The sequence below is a fragment of the Caulobacter sp. ErkDOM-E genome (assembly GCF_048541895.1).
Classification (GTDB): Bacteria; Pseudomonadota; Alphaproteobacteria; order Caulobacterales; family Caulobacteraceae; genus Caulobacter.
In genome coordinates, this window is the sequence record NZ_CP183331.1 from 612,514 (window position 1) to 626,652 (window position 14,139).

A 14,139-nucleotide genomic window follows, 5' to 3' on the forward strand; every position below is an offset into this window, starting at 1 on the left:
GACCTCGCGGCACGCTTGCTAGCCGGCCAGGGCGACGCCCATTCTTCCGGAAAATAATGGGAGGACGGGTTTCATGGCGCTGCATACGCCCCTTTGCGATCTTCTGGACATCGAGCACCCGATCCTGCTGGCCGGCATGGGCGGCGTCTCCTACGCCCCCCTGGCGGCGGCCGTTTCGAACGCCGGCGGCTATGGCGTGCTGGGCATGGCCGGCACCTCGCCCGACTTCATCCGCGAGCAGATGCGCCAGGTCCGCGCCCTGACCGACCGGCCGTTCGGCGTCGACCTGCTGGCCGCCACCCCCGACGCCCTGACCGACAGCGTCGAGGTCATCATCGCCGAGGGCGCCTCGTCCTTCATCGCCGGTCTGGGCGTGCCGATGCCGATCATCGAACGTCTGAAGTCGGCGGGCCTGAAGGTCATGGTCGTCTGCGGCGCGGTGAAACATGCGGTCAAGGCCGAGCAGGCCGGTTGCGACGCCGTGATCTGCCAGGGCGGCGAGGGCGGCGGCCATACCGGTCTGGTCGGCACCCTGCCTCTGGTCGCCCAGGCCGTGGACGCCGTGAAGATCCCCGTGGTCGCCGCCGGCGGCCTGCACGACGGCCGAGGCCTGGCGGCGGCCCTGGCCCTGGGCGCCCAGGGCGTCTGGATGGGCACGCGGTTCATCGCCTCGACCGAAGCCCATGCCGGCGACCTCTATCGTCAGGCGGTGGTCGATGCGGCCGACGAGGACACCGTTCGCACCCGCTGCTATTCGGGCAAGCCGATGCGGGTGAGGAAGAACCCCTATGTCGAGGACTGGGAGTCGCGCCCCGCTGACATCCAGGGCTTTCCCCAGCAGGCCATGGTCTCGATCCGCAATGGCGCCATGGGCGGCATCGGCGGCCAGATCGAAGGCCTGGACGCCGAAAAGTCATGCTTCGCCATGGGGCAGAGCGCGGGCGGCATTCGCGAGGTGCTGCCGGCCGGCGTGATCGTCGAGCAGTTGGTCGCCGAGGCCCGCGCCGCGATCAGCCGGATCGCAGCCCTCAATCGGTAAGGTCGACCTCGGGCCGATGGGGCGCCAGCCGGTCCAGTTCGCGGCGGCGCAGCGCCGGGCTTTCATCGTTGTCCGCCATGATGGATCTTCCGCGACCGTGCAGCGTGCTTGGCCATAGCGCGCTGGCGGCGCGTTAGTTTCCAATCGACGCGGCGAAGCTTCCAAGGCAGGCTGGAGCGCACCACGGAGAACGCGGCATGCGCACCGGCTATGTCCTCAAAACGCGGCTCAGCGAGTATGGGGCCCTGTGGCTGGCGTCTTTCGTGCTGGTCCTGGCCGGCGCCGGCTTTGTCACCTTTGCCCTGGGGCGGGATCTGATCGAGGTTGCCGACACGGTCCTGCCGATCAGTTTTGCCCTTCTCGGCCTGGCGGTTGTGGTCGGCGTGGGCGTGACCCTGGTCTCGACCGCCAGCCTGATCGCCAAGTGCCTCGTCACGCTGCTGGCCCTGCTGCTGATCCTGCCGCTGCTGTGGTCGCCGGTTCTGGCCGTGCTGATCATCGCCACGATCGGCCAGGTCGTGATCGAATATTCGCAGGCCTACGCCCAGTTCCGGATCGTCGTCAGCCAGTTGATCTATCCGGTGGTGGCGATGCTGGTGGAGGGGCCGCTGGTGGCGGCGGTCTGGAACGCCTTCCAGATCGTGGCTTCGATCGTCGGCTTCGTGGCCTCGGCCCTGCAGGTCTGGCGCGTGGTCAAACCGTGGCTGGCGCGGTCGGCCCTCGAAGCCTGAGCTTGCTCAGCTGAGCAGTATGGGCGCGGGCAGGGTGGAATCTTCGTCCTGCACGACGAGCAGGACCGGCATGCCGACGCCGGTCGATTGCTCGGCCAGACGGGACACTGCCGCAGTCGCCTGATCTTGCGTCGCGTAGTGCCCAAATCGCAGGTGCTCGCCCACGATGGCCCAGTGATCGCCGACCCGGATGACGCCATAATGCACTTCAGTCATGATCGACCTCCTTGCAGTGGGGGTAACCTTGCGCCGATCCATGGCGATCGCAAGGCCCGATACGCCATCACATCGCCGCAGACTCGCGCGAAGGGCGCGTGGTGGTGACATCAGACCGCGAGCCGGGGATACTGTGACCATGCTTCGCTTGCCTGTCGCCGCCCTGATCATCGCCTGCATGGCCACTGCCGCCCTCGCCCAGGAGCGCGAGCCGGAAGAGCGCCAGCGCCTGCTGGACCTGGCCTATTCGCTGGGCGAGAGCCACGCCCTGCGGCAGACCTGCGAAGGCCTCAACGACCAGTTCTGGCGCTCGCGCATGGTGCGGCTGACCGAGGTGGAGCAGGCCGAACAGGCCTTTGACGCGCAGCTTCGCGAGCGGTTCAACACCGGCTTCGCCGCGCGTCAGGGCGAGTTTCCGCTGTGCGACGCCGCCAGCCGCAAGGCCGAGCAGCAGTCGGCCCGCAAGGGCCAGGCCCTGGCCCTGAAGCTCTCGCAATCCATCCGCGTGATCCCGCGTGGCGAGACCGCTCCGGATTCCATGGCGGAGCCCGCCGCCCCGCGCTAACCTACGCCTCTTGGTTGTGCAGGGAGCGTCGTCTTGGCCTCATTTCTGGTTCCGCTGGTCCTACTGGTCCTGGCGCTTTTCCTGGTCATCAGCGTCATCAAGATCGTGCCGCAGGGGCGCGAGTTCACGGTCGAGCGGTTCGGCCGCTACACCCGCACCCTCAAGCCCGGCATCAGCATCCTGACCCCCTTCGTCGAGACCATCGGTCGGCGGGTCAACATGATGGAGCAGGTGCTGGACGTGCCCCAGCAGGAGGTCATCACCAAGGACAACGTCTCGGTGAAGGTCGACGCCATCGTCTTCATTCAGGTGATGGACGCCGCCCAGGCCGCCTACAAGGTCGACAACCTGATGTACGCCATAACCCAGCTGGCCCAGACCAACCTGCGCACCGTGGTCGGTTCGATGGAGCTGGACGAAGTCCTCTCACAGCGCGACCAGATCAACACCCGCCTGCTGTCGACCATCGATCACGCCACCGGTCCCTGGGGCGTCAAGATCGCCCGCATCGAGATCAAGGACCTGACCCCGCCGGCCGATATCACCAACGCCATGGCCCGCCAGATGAAGGCCGAGCGCGAGCGCCGCGCGGTGATCACCGAGGCCGAGGGCGAGAAACAGGCCGCCATCGCCCGCGCCGAGGGCCAGAAGCAGTCGGCCATCCTGCAGGCCGAGGGCCGCAAGGAAGCCGCCTTCCGCGACTCCGAAGCCCGCGAGCGGGAAGCCGAGGCCGAGGCTAAGGCGACGGCCTTCGTGTCGGAGGCCATCTCCAAGGGCGACGTCAACGCCATCAACTACTTCATCGCCCAGAAATATGTCGAAGCCTTCGGCGAGCTGGCCCGCTCGCCCAACGCCAAGACCGTCATCGTGCCTGCCGACTTCGCGGGCCTGACCGGAACGGTCGCGGGCGTGGCCGAATTGGTCAAGACGCTGGGCGGCTCCAGCGCGGTTGCGCCCACCCCGCCGATTCCGCGCACCAACACGCCGACCGGCGGCGCCAAGAGGGTCTGAGCCGATGGACGCCCTGGCGAGCTTCTATGCAATGCACCCCTTCTGGGTCTGGCTGGCGGTAGCCGCGATCTTCCTGGCCGTCGAGGTCGGGACCGGCAGCGGCTGGCTGCTGTGGCCGGCCGCGTCTTCGGCCCTGGTCGGCGTGCTGGCGCTAGTCGTGCCGATGAACCTGCCGGTCGAGATCACCCTGTTCGCGATCCTGACCATCGCCACCACCTATCTGGCCCGCCGCTTTCTGCGGCCGGTGCTGGAGGGCGATGCGCCCGACCTTAACGACCCGCTGCTGCGCCTGATCGGCCGCGACGGCGAGGTGCTCTCGACCTTTGAGGCCGGCATGGGCCGGGTGTTTGTCGACGGCAAGGAATGGCAGGCGCGGCTTGACGGCGGTCCGCCGCTTCCGGGACAGCGCATCCAGGTGGTCGGCGTCGACGGCGCGACCTTGACGGTGCGCGCCTACTAAACTGGGCCGTAAGAGGGGCGACGTCTGGCGCCTGGAGCGGGGCGTCCCCATTTGGCGGCTATCCGCCGCTTGCATCGTGCGGGATCTTCAGGGGGACCCGTGACGGGCATCATATCGGTATCGGGTCTGACCAAGACCTATGCTTCAGGCCATCAGGCCCTGAAGTCGGTGGATCTGGACATCCGCCAGGGCGAGATCTTTGCGCTGCTGGGGCCTAACGGGGCCGGCAAGACCACCCTGATCAGCATAGTCTGCGGCATCGTCAATCCCAGCACGGGGACGATCCTGGCCGACGGCCACGACGTGGTGCGCGACTACCGCGCCGCTCGCAGCAAGATCGGCCTGGTGCCGCAGGAACTGAACACCGACGCCTTCGAGACCGTCTGGGCGACGACACGGTTCAGCCGGGGCCTGTTCGGCAAGGCCCCCAACGACGCCTATATCGAGAAGATCCTGCGCGACCTGTCTTTGTGGGACAAGAAGGACGCCAAGATCATGACGCTGTCGGGCGGCATGAAGCGCCGGGTGATGATCGCCAAGGCCCTGAGCCACGAGCCGACCATCCTGTTCCTCGACGAGCCCACCGCCGGCGTCGATGTCGAGCTGCGCCGCGACATGTGGGTGATGGTCCGCGCCCTGCGCGAAAGCGGCGTCACCATCATCCTGACCACCCACTATATCGAGGAGGCCGAGGAGATGGCCGACCGGATCGGGGTGATCAGCAAGGGCGAGATCATCCTGGTCGAGGACAAGGATGTGCTGATGAGGAAACTGGGCAAGAAGCAGCTGACCCTGCAACTGCACAGCCCGCTGACCGCCGTCCCCGCCGCCCTGTCCAGCTATCCGCTGGAGCTGGCCAGCGACGGCCACGAACTGATCTACACGTTCGACGCCCAGGCCGAGGAGACCGGCATCGCCGAGCTCCTGCGCCGCCTCGGTGAGGAAGGTGTCGATTTCAAGGATCTGCATACCAGCCAGAGCTCGCTGGAAGACATCTTCGTCAGCCTCGTGAGCGACGCCAAATGAACCTGCACGCCATCAAGTCCATCTACCGCTTCGAGCTGGCGCGGTGGTTCCGCACCTTGGCCCAGAGCATCCTGGCGCCGGTGATCTCGACCTCGCTGTATTTCGTGGTCTTCGGCTCGGCGATCGGCTCGCGGATGCAGTCCATCGACGGCGTCAGCTATGGCGCCTTCATCATCCCGGGTCTGGTGATGCTGTCGCTGCTCAGCGAGAGCATCTCTAACGCTGCGTTCGGCATCTACATGCCCAAATGGGCCGGCACGATCTATGAGCTGCTGTCGGCGCCGGTCTCATGGATCGAGACGGTGATCGGCTATGTCGGCGCCGCCGCCACCAAGTCGGTGCTGCTGGGCCTGCTGATCCTGGCCACCGCCCGGTTGTTCGTGCCGTTCGAGATCGCCCATCCGTTCGTGATGGCGCTGTTTCTGGTGCTGACGGCCGTGACCTTCAGCCTGTTTGGCTTCGTGATCGGGGTCTGGGCCGACAATTTCCAGAAGCTGCAGATCGTGCCGGCCCTGATCATCACGCCGCTGACCTTCCTGGGCGGCAGCTTCTATTCGATCAACATGCTGCCCGAGTTCTGGCAGAAGGTGACCCTGTTCAACCCGGTGGTCTATCTGATCAGCGGCTTCCGCTGGAGCTTCTACGGCGTCTCCGACGTGGGGGTCGGCATCAGCCTGGCCATGACCTGCGTGTTCCTGGCGATCTGCCTGACCGCGGTGTGGTGGATCTTCAAGACGGGCTATCGGCTGAAGACCTGAGGTCTGGCGAGGCGCTGGTTGCTGCAGCCGGGGCCTCGCGATGCTCTGTCTTGGCGCCGCCCCGTGCGATCATTGAGGCTTCGGCGGTGCGGACCACGCTGCGTTCGCCGTTGAACATCGCAAGGGCCTGGCAGGCGTCGAAAAAGCCGGGGTCCAGGCGGGTGTCGATGGCGGGCTGCAAGACGACCAGCTCCAGGTTCGACGCCTTCAGCTTCAGGATCACGTCCAGCAGGTCGACCATGGCCCCGCCCAGGGCATGGAAGCTGGCTACGGCCAGGGCTCCACCCGGATCCAAAGCGGCGATCGCGCGATCCAGGCCGGTCCGCACGACGCCGCCCGCCAGGCAGCGGTCGCTGAACACCTCCTCGCAGCCGAGCAGCAGCAGGCGCTCCTCCTGGGCCGGACTGAAGAAGACGCCGCGCACGGGCGGCAGGCGGTAATAGCCGACAAACTTCATGTCAGCCTCAGCCCCGCCGTTCGCTCAGGCCCTTGTTGGCCAGTTCGTCAGCCCGCTCGTTCAGCGGATGGCCGGCATGGCCCTTGACCCAGCGCCAGTCGACCTCGTGCCGGTTGCGGGCGGTGTCGAGGCGCTTCCACAGATCGTCGTTCTTGACCGGACTCTTGTCAGCGGTGCGCCAGCCGCGGGCCTTCCAGCCGTGGATCCACTGGGTGACGCCCTTCATTACGTACTGGCTGTCGGTGTGCAGCTCGACCTTGCAGGGCTTGGTCAGGGTTTCCAGGGCCATGATGGCGCCCATCAACTCCATGCGGTTGTTGGTCGTATGGGCCTCGCCGCCGCAGATCTCTTTCTTCTTTTCGCCGTAGAACATGATCGCGCCCCAGCCGCCCGGGCCGGGATTCCCCTTACAGGCGCCGTCCGTATAGACGATGACCTTGGGCGTCATTCGCCGGTTCCGAACAGGGTCAGGCCCTCGCGATGGACGGCCAGCTTGCGCTCGTACTCCATGGGATCGTGCGGCTTGACCAGGGCGCCGGCGGGCGTCGCCTTCCAGTCGGCCAGGCGGGTCAGGAAGAACCGCATCGCCGCGCCCCGCGCCAGGATCGGCAGAGCCTGCTTTTCGACGGGGCTCAGCGGCCGACGACGCTGATAGCCGGTCAGCAGGGCGGCGGCGGCGGTGGCGTTGAAACTGCCGTCGGGCTCGAAGCACCAGGCGTTCAGGGTCACCGCCACGTCGTAGGCGTAAGCGTCGTCGCAGGCGAAATAGAAGTCGATGGCGGCGGCGAACTTTCCGTCCGGCCGGAAGAAGACGTTGTCGGGGAAATAGTCGGCGTGGATCACGCCCGACGGCAGGTCGCGCGGCCAGGCCAGGGCCAGCTCGGCCAGGTCCTTTTCAATGGTCGCGGCCAGGCCCGGCTTGAGATCCTCGGCGCCCTTGCGATGCTTTGAGAACAGCGGCGCCCAATAGGGCTGGCCCAGATCGTTGATCCGGCGACCTGGATAGCCCTCGCCCGCCAGATGCAGCTGGGCCAGGCCCTCGCCGGCCTCGCGGCAATGGGCGACGGTGGGCCGGCGCACTGACAGGCCCGACAGGAACTGCACCAAGGCGGCGGGTTTGCCGCGCAGGGTCTTGAGCGTGCGCCCGGCCCGATCGGCGATCGGCGTGGCGCTGGGAAAGCCGCGATCGGCCAGCCAGCGCATCAGATTGAGGAAATAGGGCAGGTCTTCCGGCGCGGCGCGCTTCTCATAGACCGTCAGGATGAACCGCCCGGCCTCCGTCTCCAGCAGGAAGTTGGAGTTCTCCACGCCTTCGGCGATGCCCTTGAACGCCAGGGCTTGCCCCAGGTCGAAGTCGGCCAGGAAGGCGGCGAGTTCTTCGTCGGTGATGTCGGTATAGACGGCCATGATCGGGGGATGCGTGAGCCGGCGCTGGCGGTCAAGAGGGCGAGGGCGCGTCGACGGTGTTATGATGGTGTCAAAGGAGCTTGAGCATGGACGAGCCCGCAGAACGCCCGACTGGCCCGCCGCCGAGTCCGGAAGCCAAGGCCGATGTTTCCCGGTCGGACGCCGAGCTTGAGCGAGGGTTCACGCGCGGCCTCGAAATTCTTGAGCGCTACCGAAAGACGTTCGAGGCGCTGGCGAAGTGAGCGGAAAACTCGCGGATCGACTTGTCGCTTTGGCGGCCCAGGATCTTGAGACCAGAGAGCGCCTCGCCAAGGACGGCAGCGTGTTCGACGGCTACCATCCCGAAATGCAGGTCGTTCACGAAGCGAACGCTGGTGAGTTGGAGAAGATCATTGAAGCGGTGGGATGGCCGACTCGCCAACTTGTCGGCGATGAGGGCGCTGAAGCCGCATGGCTGATCGCGCAGCACGCGATCGGCTTGCCGCGGTTCCAGCGAAAGTGCCTCGAACTGTTGCAGTCTGCTGTCGCTTCGGGAGATGCGCCGGCTTGGCAGATGGCAATGATGCTCGATCGCATCCTGACCTACGAGGGCCGCCCGCAGGTGTATGGGACAAGCTTCGACTGGGATGACGATGGGCAGTTGAGTCCTGGGCCGATCGAAGATCCCGGCGGCGTTGACCAGCGGCGCGCTGAAATCGACCTAGAACCGCTTGAAACGGCCGTCTCGAAGCTCCGATCGCGCGACGCCAACCACCGCCCGCCCGCCGATATGGCCGATCGTCGGAGGCGCATGGATGAGTGGGCGCGCCAGGTCGGATGGCGTTAGGCCAAACGGCCGCCTCTCACCGGCGTGGGGGTGTCTAGCGGATTCATGTCCAACTCGGAGCTGGGCTGATCGTCAGCCCGCAGTCCTTTAAGACCCTAGGTCGTCAAGAGCCTTGGCAGCTTGAAGGTCACCGTTTCGCGGGCCTCGATCAAGTCCTCGATGGTGACGTCGAAGCGGGCGGCGATGGCGTCGATGACGCCCTGCACCAGATCTTCCGGGGCCGAGGCGCCGGCCGTCAGGCCTACGCGGGAGACACCCTCGAACCACGACCAGTCCAGGCCGCTGGCGTCATCGATCAGGCGGGCGTCCTTGGCCCCGGCCTTCAGGCCGACCTCCGCCAGACGCACCGAGTTGGACGAGTTGCGCGACCCGACCACCAGCACAAGCTCCGTCCCCTGGGCCAGATGCTTGACCGCATCCTGACGGTTGGTGGTGGCGTAGCAGATGTCTTCCTTGTGCGGCGCGGCGATGCCGGGGAAGCGAGCCTTGAGCAGGTCGACCATGTCGGCGGTGTCATCGACCGACAGGGTGGTCTGGGTCAGGAAGGCCACGTTCGAAGCGTCCTTGGGAATCCAGGCGCGGGCGTCGTCGATGTTCTCGATCAGAGTGACGGTGCCTTCGGGAAGTTGGCCCATGGTGCCGACGACCTCGGGATGACCAGCGTGGCCGATCAGCACGATCTCGCGGCCGGAATTGAAATGCTTCTGGGCCTCGACATGCACCTTGGAGACCAGCGGGCAGGTGGCGTCCAGATAGATCATCTGGCGGGCCTTGGCCTCGGCCGGCACCGACTTGGGCACGCCGTGGGCCGAGAACACGATCGGGCGGTCGTCGGGGGCTTCGGACAGCTCCTCGATGAACACCGCGCCCAGCGCCTTCAGGCGGTCGACGACGTGGCGGTTGTGGACGATCTCGTGGCGCACATAGACCGGCGCGCCGAATTTCTCGATGGCGCGCTCAACGATCTGGATGGCGCGATCGACGCCCGCGCAGAAGCCCCGGGGGCTGGCGAGCACGACGGTGAGCGGCGGACGGACCGGAGCATGGGCGTTCATGAGCAGGAACCTAAGCGTTCGAAGCCCCCGGCGCCAGCGCCGCAGCTCAGGTCCGTCCCCAAAGCAGTTGATTGCGACGTCACGCATATGCCTTTATCAGGCTGCATGACGCCGACGGGGGCATGCGCCCCTTCAGGCTCTTTCATTTTCTGACCGGACGTTTCATGCGCCCTCATTTCACTGTCGCCCTCAGCGCCCTGATGGCTGTTTCGATCGCGGCGACCGCGACGAGCGTTCACGCCCAGGCTCGCGGTCGCGGCCAGGACCAGGGTCAGCAGGACGAAGAGCAGGCCAGCAAGAAAAAGAAGCGCGACGAGGAGTGGAACCAGTCCAAGGCGCCGCTGGCCCAGCTGCGCAACGCCGGCCCATGCCCCTATGTGAAGGTGCTGTACGACGCCAGCCGCTTCGTCGAGTTCAAGGACGGGCGGGAAAACCCGGCCGCCGTGGCCTATACCGGCGAGATCCAGGGCATTTCGTCGGGCTGCGCCTATAAGAGCGACGATCCGATCAGCATTCGTGTCGAAGTGCTGTTCCAACTCGGCCGCGGCCCACAGGGCGCGGAACCCCAGCGCAACTACCGCTACTGGGTTGCTGTCACCGAGCGGAACCAGTCCATCATCGCTAAGGAATATTTCGATCTGCCGATCACCTTCCCGGCGGGCCATGATCGCGTTTTCGCCACCGAGCAACTGCAGACCATCACCATCCCGCGCGCTGACGCCAAGGTCAGCGGCGGCAATTTCGAAGTCCTGGTCGGCTTCGACGTGACCCCGGAAATGGCCGCCTTCAATCGTGAGGGCAAGCGCTTCCGGGTCAATGCCGGCCAGACGACCGCCCAAGCAGGGACTCCCAACAAGCAATGAGTGATTTGAAGCGGTCCTTGAGCGAGGCGGCCGCAGCCGCCTTCCAGGCCGCCGGACTGTCTCCCGAGTTCGGGCGTGTCACGGCGTCCGACCGGCCTGATCTCGCCGATTTCCAGTGCAACGGCGCCCTCGCGGCCGCCAAGAGCGCCAAGCGCAATCCGCGCGAGATCGCGGTGCAGGTGGTCGATCACCTGAAGGGCGACCCACGCCTGGCCTCGGTGGAAATTGCCGGCGTCGGCTTCATCAACATGCGTGTCAGCGCTGAGGCCCTGTCGGCCCGCGCCAAGGAGATCGCCGCCGATCCCCGCGTCGGCGCCGCCCTGGTCGAAGAGCCGCGCCGCGTCCTGATCGACTATGCCGGCCCCAATGTCGCCAAGCCGATGCATGTGGGCCACCTGCGCGCCTCGATCATCGGCGAGTCGGTCAAGCGCCTGTACCGCTTCCGCGGCGACGACGTTGTGGGCGACGCCCATTTCGGCGACTGGGGCTTCCAGATGGGCCTGCTGATCGTCGCGGTGATGGACGAGCATTCGTTCATCCAGGCGCTGATGGAAAAGCTGCCCGAGGCGCCGCGCGGCTTCACCAAGGCCGACGAGGACAAGGTGCTGGCGGAGTTCGTTCCGCTGGTCAGCCTGGCCGACCTGGACCGCCTGTATCCCCTGGCGTCGGCCCGTCAGAAGGAAGACCTGGACTACAAGGAGCGGGCCCGTCGGGCGACCGCTGAGCTGCAGAACGGCCGCTTCGGCTACCGCCTGCTGTGGCGCCATTTCGTCAATGTCAGCCGCGTGGCGCTGGAGCGCGAGTTCCACGCCCTTGGCGTCGACTTCGACCTCTGGAAGGGCGAGAGCGATGTCCAGGAGCTGATCGCGCCGATGGTGCGCCAGCTGGAGGACAAGGGCCTGCTGGTCGACGATCAGGGCGCGCGCATCGTCCGGGTGGCCCAGGAAGGCGACAAGCGCGACGTGCTGCCTTTGCTTGTGGTCTCGTCGGAAGGCTCGGCCATGTATGGCACGACCGATCTGGCCACAATTCTGGACCGGCGCAGCACCTTTGACCCGCACCTGATTCTCTACTGCGTCGACCAACGTCAGGCCGATCACTTCGAGACGGTGTTCCGCGCCGCCTATCTGGCCGGCTACGCCGAGCCTGGCACGCTGGAGCATATCGGCTTTGGCACCATGAACGGCAGCGACGGCAAGCCGTTCAAGACCCGCGCCGGCGGCGTTCTGAAGCTGCACGACCTGATCGAGATGGCCCGTGAAAAGGCCCGCGAGCGCCTGCGCGAAGCCGGCCTCGGCGCCGAGCTGTCAGAGGAAGCCTTCGAGGACACCGCCCACAAGGTGGGGATCGCGGCCCTGAAGTTCGCCGACCTGCAGAACTTCCGCGGCACGTCCTACGTCTTCGATCTCGACCGCTTCACCAGTTTCGAGGGCAAGACCGGGCCCTACCTGCTGTACCAGTCGGTGCGCATCAAGAGCGTGCTGCGCAAGGCTGCAGAAGCGGGGGTTCAGGCCGGTCGGATCGTCATCGGCCAGCCGGCCGAGCGCGATCTGGCCATGCTGCTGGACGCCTTCGAGGGCGCGCTGACCGAGGCCTATGACAAGAAGGCTCCCAACTTCGTGGCCGAGCACGCCTACAAGCTGGCCCAGACCTTCTCGAAATTCTACGCGGCCTGCCCGATCATGAGCGCCGACGACGAGCCGACCCGCGCCTCACGCCTCAACCTGGCCCAGACCACCCTGCGTCAGCTGGAGCAGTCCCTGGAGCTGCTGGGCATCGAAGCGCCGGACCGGATGTAGGATTGTATCCGTCTTGAAGTCGCAATCTGCGACTTCAAGACGGACCTTCCAGCGCAGCTTCAAGCAATCGGAAGAGAGTTCGACGCGGGGGCATCTGCCCCGTTGACTCCATCCGCCGCCTCCCGCATTGAGCCCAAGACCCACGCGGGAGACATCGGGATTCGCGTCCCGAGGCCGAAGGCGCAACCGCCCCGGAAACGCTCAGGCAAAAGGACCGCGCGGGTTTAGGAACGCTGGAAAGAGGCAGTCTGCTCTCCTTTAGAACAGGAAGTGGGATTGTCCGCCGAAGGAGCAAGGTCGCGCCCTTTTCACTTTGAAGGGTGGCCGGAATCTCTCAGGTCAAAGGGACAGCGGGGGCGCTATCGTCTGGTGAAAGCCGGGCTAGCAGCGCCGTCCCCGTTTGGAGTCCCCGCGTGTCCGACCAAGATCTCAAGAAGACGCCCCTGTACGACGCGCATGTCGCCGCCGGCGCCCGCATGGTGCCGTTCGCGGGCTATTCCATGCCGGTGCAGTACAAGGACGGGGTGCTGAAAGAGCATCTCTGGACCCGCGAACATGCGGGCCTGTTTGACGTCTCGCACATGGGCCAAGCCCGGCTGCGCGGCGCCAATCCCGCCAAGAGCTTCGAGAAGCTGGTCTCGGCCGATTATCAGGGCCTCAAGCCCGGCAAGCAGCGCTATGCGGTGCTGCTGAACGCCGAAGGTGGCGTGATCGACGACTTGATGACCGCGCGGCCTGACGACGATGGCCTGTTCATCGTGGTCAACGGCGCCTGCAAGGACAATGACTACGCCATCATCGCCGAGGCCCTGAAGGGCGAAGCGACGGTTGAGCGCCTTGAGGACCGCGCCCTGTTGGCGCTTCAAGGTCCCGAGGCCGCCGCCGTGCTGGCCGCCCATGTTCCCGAAGTGGCCAGCATGGTGTTCATGGACACCGCCGCCCTGACCGCCTTCGGCGTTGACGCCATCATCTCCCGCTCGGGCTATACCGGCGAGGACGGCTACGAGATCTCGGTGCCGGCCGCCGATGCCGCGCGCATCTGGAACACCCTGCTGGAAGACGAGCGCGTGAAGGCCATTGGCCTGGGCGCCCGCGACAGCCTTCGCCTTGAAGCCGGTCTGCCGCTCTATGGCCACGACATGGACGAGACCGTCTCGCCGATCGAGGCCGGCATGAACTTCGCCATCGGCAAGAGCCGCCGCGAGGCCGGCGACTATCTGGGTGTCGGTCGCATCGGCAAGGAACTGGCCGGCGAGCTGAAGCGCGTGCGGGTCAATCTGCGCGTTCTGGAGGGCGCTCCCGCCCGCGAAGGCGCCGAGATCGCCGATGAGACCGGCGCCGTGGTCGGCGTGGTCACCAGCGGCGGTTTTGGCCCCAGCGTCGGCGGCGCCATCGCCATCGGCTTCGTCCCACCCGCCCTGGCGGTCATCGGCGCGCAGCTGAAAGTCATCGTTCGCGGCAAGCCGCAGGCGGCGGAGGTCGTGGCCTCGCCGTTCGTTCCCAATCGTTACGTCCGCAAACTCTAGTTCCAAGGGCCGGAAAAGATGCGCTTTACCAAAGACCATGAATGGGTCGCCGTCGAAGGCGACATCGCCACCGTCGGCATCACCGCCTATGCCGCCGAGCAACTGGGCGACGTGGTGTTCGTCGAGGTCCCCGAAGTCGGCAAGACCGTGAAGCAGGGCGACGGCCTGGCCGTAGTCGAGAGCGTCAAGGCCGCTTCCGACGTCTACGCCCCGGTCTCGGGCGAGGTGGTCGAAGCCAACGCCGCCCTGGGTGATGCGCCCGAAACCGTCAACGCCGTGCCGGAAACGGGCGGCTGGTTCGCCAGGCTCAAGCTGTCGGCCCCCGCCGAGGTCGAGGCCCTGATGGACCGCGACGCCTACGAAGCCTTCCTCTCGACCCTCTGATTTTCCTGTCATCCCG

General features: G+C 66.2%; 18 protein-coding genes and 1 riboswitch. Of the genes, 13 read left to right on the forward strand and 5 right to left on the reverse strand.

Annotation, left to right across the window (positions count from 1 at the left end):
• Positions 1-73 precede the first annotated feature (73 nt).
• Both ACN2C7_RS03070 and ACN2C7_RS03075 read left to right on the forward strand, forming a co-directional pair.
• Positions 74-1,039, forward strand: coding sequence for an NAD(P)H-dependent flavin oxidoreductase (locus ACN2C7_RS03070; RefSeq protein ID WP_419319770.1), 966 nt, complete (start codon positions 74-76; stop codon positions 1,037-1,039).
• 197 nt (positions 1,040-1,236) lie between these two features.
• Positions 1,237-1,770, forward strand: a complete 534-nt coding sequence (locus ACN2C7_RS03075) for a hypothetical protein (RefSeq protein ID WP_419319771.1) — start codon at positions 1,237-1,239, stop codon at positions 1,768-1,770.
• Between the two features lie 6 nt (positions 1,771-1,776).
• Here ACN2C7_RS03075 and ACN2C7_RS03080 read toward each other — a convergent pair whose 3' ends face one another.
• Positions 1,777-1,986 carry a hypothetical protein gene (locus ACN2C7_RS03080; RefSeq protein ID WP_419319772.1) on the reverse strand — a complete coding sequence of 70 codons (210 nt, stop codon included), beginning with the start codon at positions 1,984-1,986 and terminating at the stop codon, positions 1,777-1,779.
• A 139-nt stretch (positions 1,987-2,125) separates the two neighbouring features.
• On the opposite strand from ACN2C7_RS03080, the gene ACN2C7_RS03085 reads away from it, so the two are divergent.
• The 5 genes from ACN2C7_RS03085 (at position 2,126) to ACN2C7_RS03105 (ending at position 5,806) form a co-directional block, all read left to right on the forward strand.
• Positions 2,126-2,551: a TIGR02301 family protein gene (locus tag ACN2C7_RS03085; protein WP_419319774.1), complete on the forward strand. Its 426-nt coding sequence runs from the start codon at positions 2,126-2,128 to the stop codon at positions 2,549-2,551.
• A gap of 33 nt (positions 2,552-2,584) precedes the next feature.
• Entirely contained in the window at positions 2,585-3,562 is a 978-nt protein-coding gene (locus ACN2C7_RS03090) for an SPFH domain-containing protein (RefSeq protein ID WP_419319775.1), read from the forward strand.
• A gap of 4 nt (positions 3,563-3,566) precedes the next feature.
• The gene (locus ACN2C7_RS03095; protein WP_419319776.1) at positions 3,567-4,022 is read left to right on the forward strand and encodes an NfeD family protein; all 456 of its coding nucleotides are present in this window, start codon (positions 3,567-3,569) and stop codon (positions 4,020-4,022) included.
• Between the two features lie 69 nt (positions 4,023-4,091).
• Entirely contained in the window at positions 4,092-5,048 is a 957-nt protein-coding gene (locus tag ACN2C7_RS03100) for an ABC transporter ATP-binding protein (RefSeq protein ID WP_419321377.1), read from the forward strand.
• On the forward strand, positions 5,045-5,806 hold the full coding sequence (locus ACN2C7_RS03105) for an ABC transporter permease (RefSeq protein ID WP_419253010.1): 762 nt from the start codon (positions 5,045-5,047) through the stop codon (positions 5,804-5,806). The genes ACN2C7_RS03100 and ACN2C7_RS03105 overlap by 4 nt, the downstream gene beginning before the upstream one ends.
• Here the strand turns inward: ACN2C7_RS03105 and ACN2C7_RS03110 are convergent.
• Genes ACN2C7_RS03110 through thrB form a run of 3 tightly spaced genes read right to left on the reverse strand, consistent with a single transcriptional unit; the run spans position 5,778 to position 7,670 of the window.
• On the reverse strand, positions 5,778-6,263 hold the full coding sequence (locus ACN2C7_RS03110) for a recombinase family protein (RefSeq protein WP_419319777.1): 486 nt from the start codon (positions 6,261-6,263) through the stop codon (positions 5,778-5,780). The genes ACN2C7_RS03105 and ACN2C7_RS03110 overlap by 29 nt on opposite strands.
• A 7-nt stretch (positions 6,264-6,270) precedes the next feature.
• Entirely contained in the window at positions 6,271-6,711 is a 441-nt protein-coding gene (gene rnhA, locus ACN2C7_RS03115; RefSeq protein WP_419253008.1) for a ribonuclease HI, read from the reverse strand.
• Complete coding sequence (gene thrB / locus ACN2C7_RS03120) at positions 6,708-7,670, reverse strand: homoserine kinase (protein WP_419319778.1); 963 nt, start codon at positions 7,668-7,670, stop codon at positions 6,708-6,710. Before thrB ends, rnhA begins: the two co-directional genes overlap by 4 nt.
• Before the next feature lie 86 nt (positions 7,671-7,756).
• On the opposite strand from thrB, the gene ACN2C7_RS03125 reads away from it, so the two are divergent.
• Entirely contained in the window at positions 7,757-7,912 is a 156-nt protein-coding gene (locus ACN2C7_RS03125; RefSeq protein WP_419319779.1) for a hypothetical protein, read from the forward strand.
• Entirely contained in the window at positions 7,909-8,496 is a 588-nt protein-coding gene (locus ACN2C7_RS03130; RefSeq protein ID WP_419319780.1) for a DUF6624 domain-containing protein, read from the forward strand. Before ACN2C7_RS03125 ends, ACN2C7_RS03130 begins: the two co-directional genes overlap by 4 nt.
• Positions 8,497-8,591: 95 nt before the next feature.
• On the opposite strand, the gene ispH is transcribed toward ACN2C7_RS03130, so the two are convergent.
• Positions 8,592-9,551: a 4-hydroxy-3-methylbut-2-enyl diphosphate reductase gene (ispH, locus tag ACN2C7_RS03135; RefSeq protein WP_419319781.1), complete on the reverse strand. Its 960-nt coding sequence runs from the start codon at positions 9,549-9,551 to the stop codon at positions 8,592-8,594.
• Between the two features lie 164 nt (positions 9,552-9,715).
• Here ispH and ACN2C7_RS03140 point away from each other — a divergent pair, with 164 nt between their 5' ends.
• The 4 genes from ACN2C7_RS03140 (at position 9,716) to gcvH (ending at position 14,123) form a co-directional block, all read left to right on the forward strand.
• Positions 9,716-10,414: a Tat pathway signal sequence domain protein gene (locus ACN2C7_RS03140; RefSeq protein ID WP_419319782.1), complete on the forward strand. Its 699-nt coding sequence runs from the start codon at positions 9,716-9,718 to the stop codon at positions 10,412-10,414.
• Positions 10,411-12,213, forward strand: coding sequence for an arginine--tRNA ligase (argS, locus tag ACN2C7_RS03145; RefSeq protein WP_419319783.1), 1,803 nt, complete (start codon positions 10,411-10,413; stop codon positions 12,211-12,213). The genes ACN2C7_RS03140 and argS overlap by 4 nt, the downstream gene beginning before the upstream one ends.
• A 135-nt stretch (positions 12,214-12,348) precedes the next feature.
• Positions 12,349-12,440, forward strand: a riboswitch (glycine riboswitch).
• Between the two features lie 249 nt (positions 12,441-12,689).
• Positions 12,690-13,739, forward strand: coding sequence for a glycine cleavage system aminomethyltransferase GcvT (gene gcvT, locus ACN2C7_RS03150; RefSeq protein ID WP_419321379.1), 1,050 nt, complete (start codon positions 12,690-12,692; stop codon positions 13,737-13,739).
• An 18-nt stretch (positions 13,740-13,757) separates the two neighbouring features.
• Positions 13,758-14,123: a glycine cleavage system protein GcvH gene (gcvH, locus tag ACN2C7_RS03155; protein WP_419319785.1), complete on the forward strand. Its 366-nt coding sequence runs from the start codon at positions 13,758-13,760 to the stop codon at positions 14,121-14,123.
• The last annotated feature ends 16 nt before the right edge of the window (positions 14,124-14,139 follow it).

Coding starts and splice junctions, on each gene's coding strand:
- ACN2C7_RS03125 (WP_419319779.1), top strand. CDS start 7,757: ATGGACGAGCCCGCAGAACGCCCGACTGGCCCGCCGCCGAGTCCGGAA.
- ACN2C7_RS03095 (WP_419319776.1), top strand. CDS start 3,567: ATGGACGCCCTGGCGAGCTTCTATGCAATGCACCCCTTCTGGGTCTGG.
- thrB (WP_419319778.1), bottom strand. CDS start 7,670: ATGGCCGTCTATACCGACATCACCGACGAAGAACTCGCCGCCTTCCTG.
- argS (WP_419319783.1), top strand. CDS start 10,411: ATGAGTGATTTGAAGCGGTCCTTGAGCGAGGCGGCCGCAGCCGCCTTC.
- gcvH (WP_419319785.1), top strand. CDS start 13,758: ATGCGCTTTACCAAAGACCATGAATGGGTCGCCGTCGAAGGCGACATC.
- gcvT (WP_419321379.1), top strand. CDS start 12,690: ATGGTGCCGTTCGCGGGCTATTCCATGCCGGTGCAGTACAAGGACGGG.
- rnhA (WP_419253008.1), bottom strand. CDS start 6,711: ATGACGCCCAAGGTCATCGTCTATACGGACGGCGCCTGTAAGGGGAAT.
- ACN2C7_RS03075 (WP_419319771.1), top strand. CDS start 1,237: ATGCGCACCGGCTATGTCCTCAAAACGCGGCTCAGCGAGTATGGGGCC.
- ACN2C7_RS03110 (WP_419319777.1), bottom strand. CDS start 6,263: ATGAAGTTTGTCGGCTATTACCGCCTGCCGCCCGTGCGCGGCGTCTTC.
- ACN2C7_RS03085 (WP_419319774.1), top strand. CDS start 2,126: ATGCTTCGCTTGCCTGTCGCCGCCCTGATCATCGCCTGCATGGCCACT.
- ispH (WP_419319781.1), bottom strand. CDS start 9,551: ATGAACGCCCATGCTCCGGTCCGTCCGCCGCTCACCGTCGTGCTCGCC.
- ACN2C7_RS03070 (WP_419319770.1), top strand. CDS start 74: ATGGCGCTGCATACGCCCCTTTGCGATCTTCTGGACATCGAGCACCCG.
- ACN2C7_RS03140 (WP_419319782.1), top strand. CDS start 9,716: ATGCGCCCTCATTTCACTGTCGCCCTCAGCGCCCTGATGGCTGTTTCG.
- ACN2C7_RS03080 (WP_419319772.1), bottom strand. CDS start 1,986: ATGACTGAAGTGCATTATGGCGTCATCCGGGTCGGCGATCACTGGGCC.
- ACN2C7_RS03105 (WP_419253010.1), top strand. CDS start 5,045: ATGAACCTGCACGCCATCAAGTCCATCTACCGCTTCGAGCTGGCGCGG.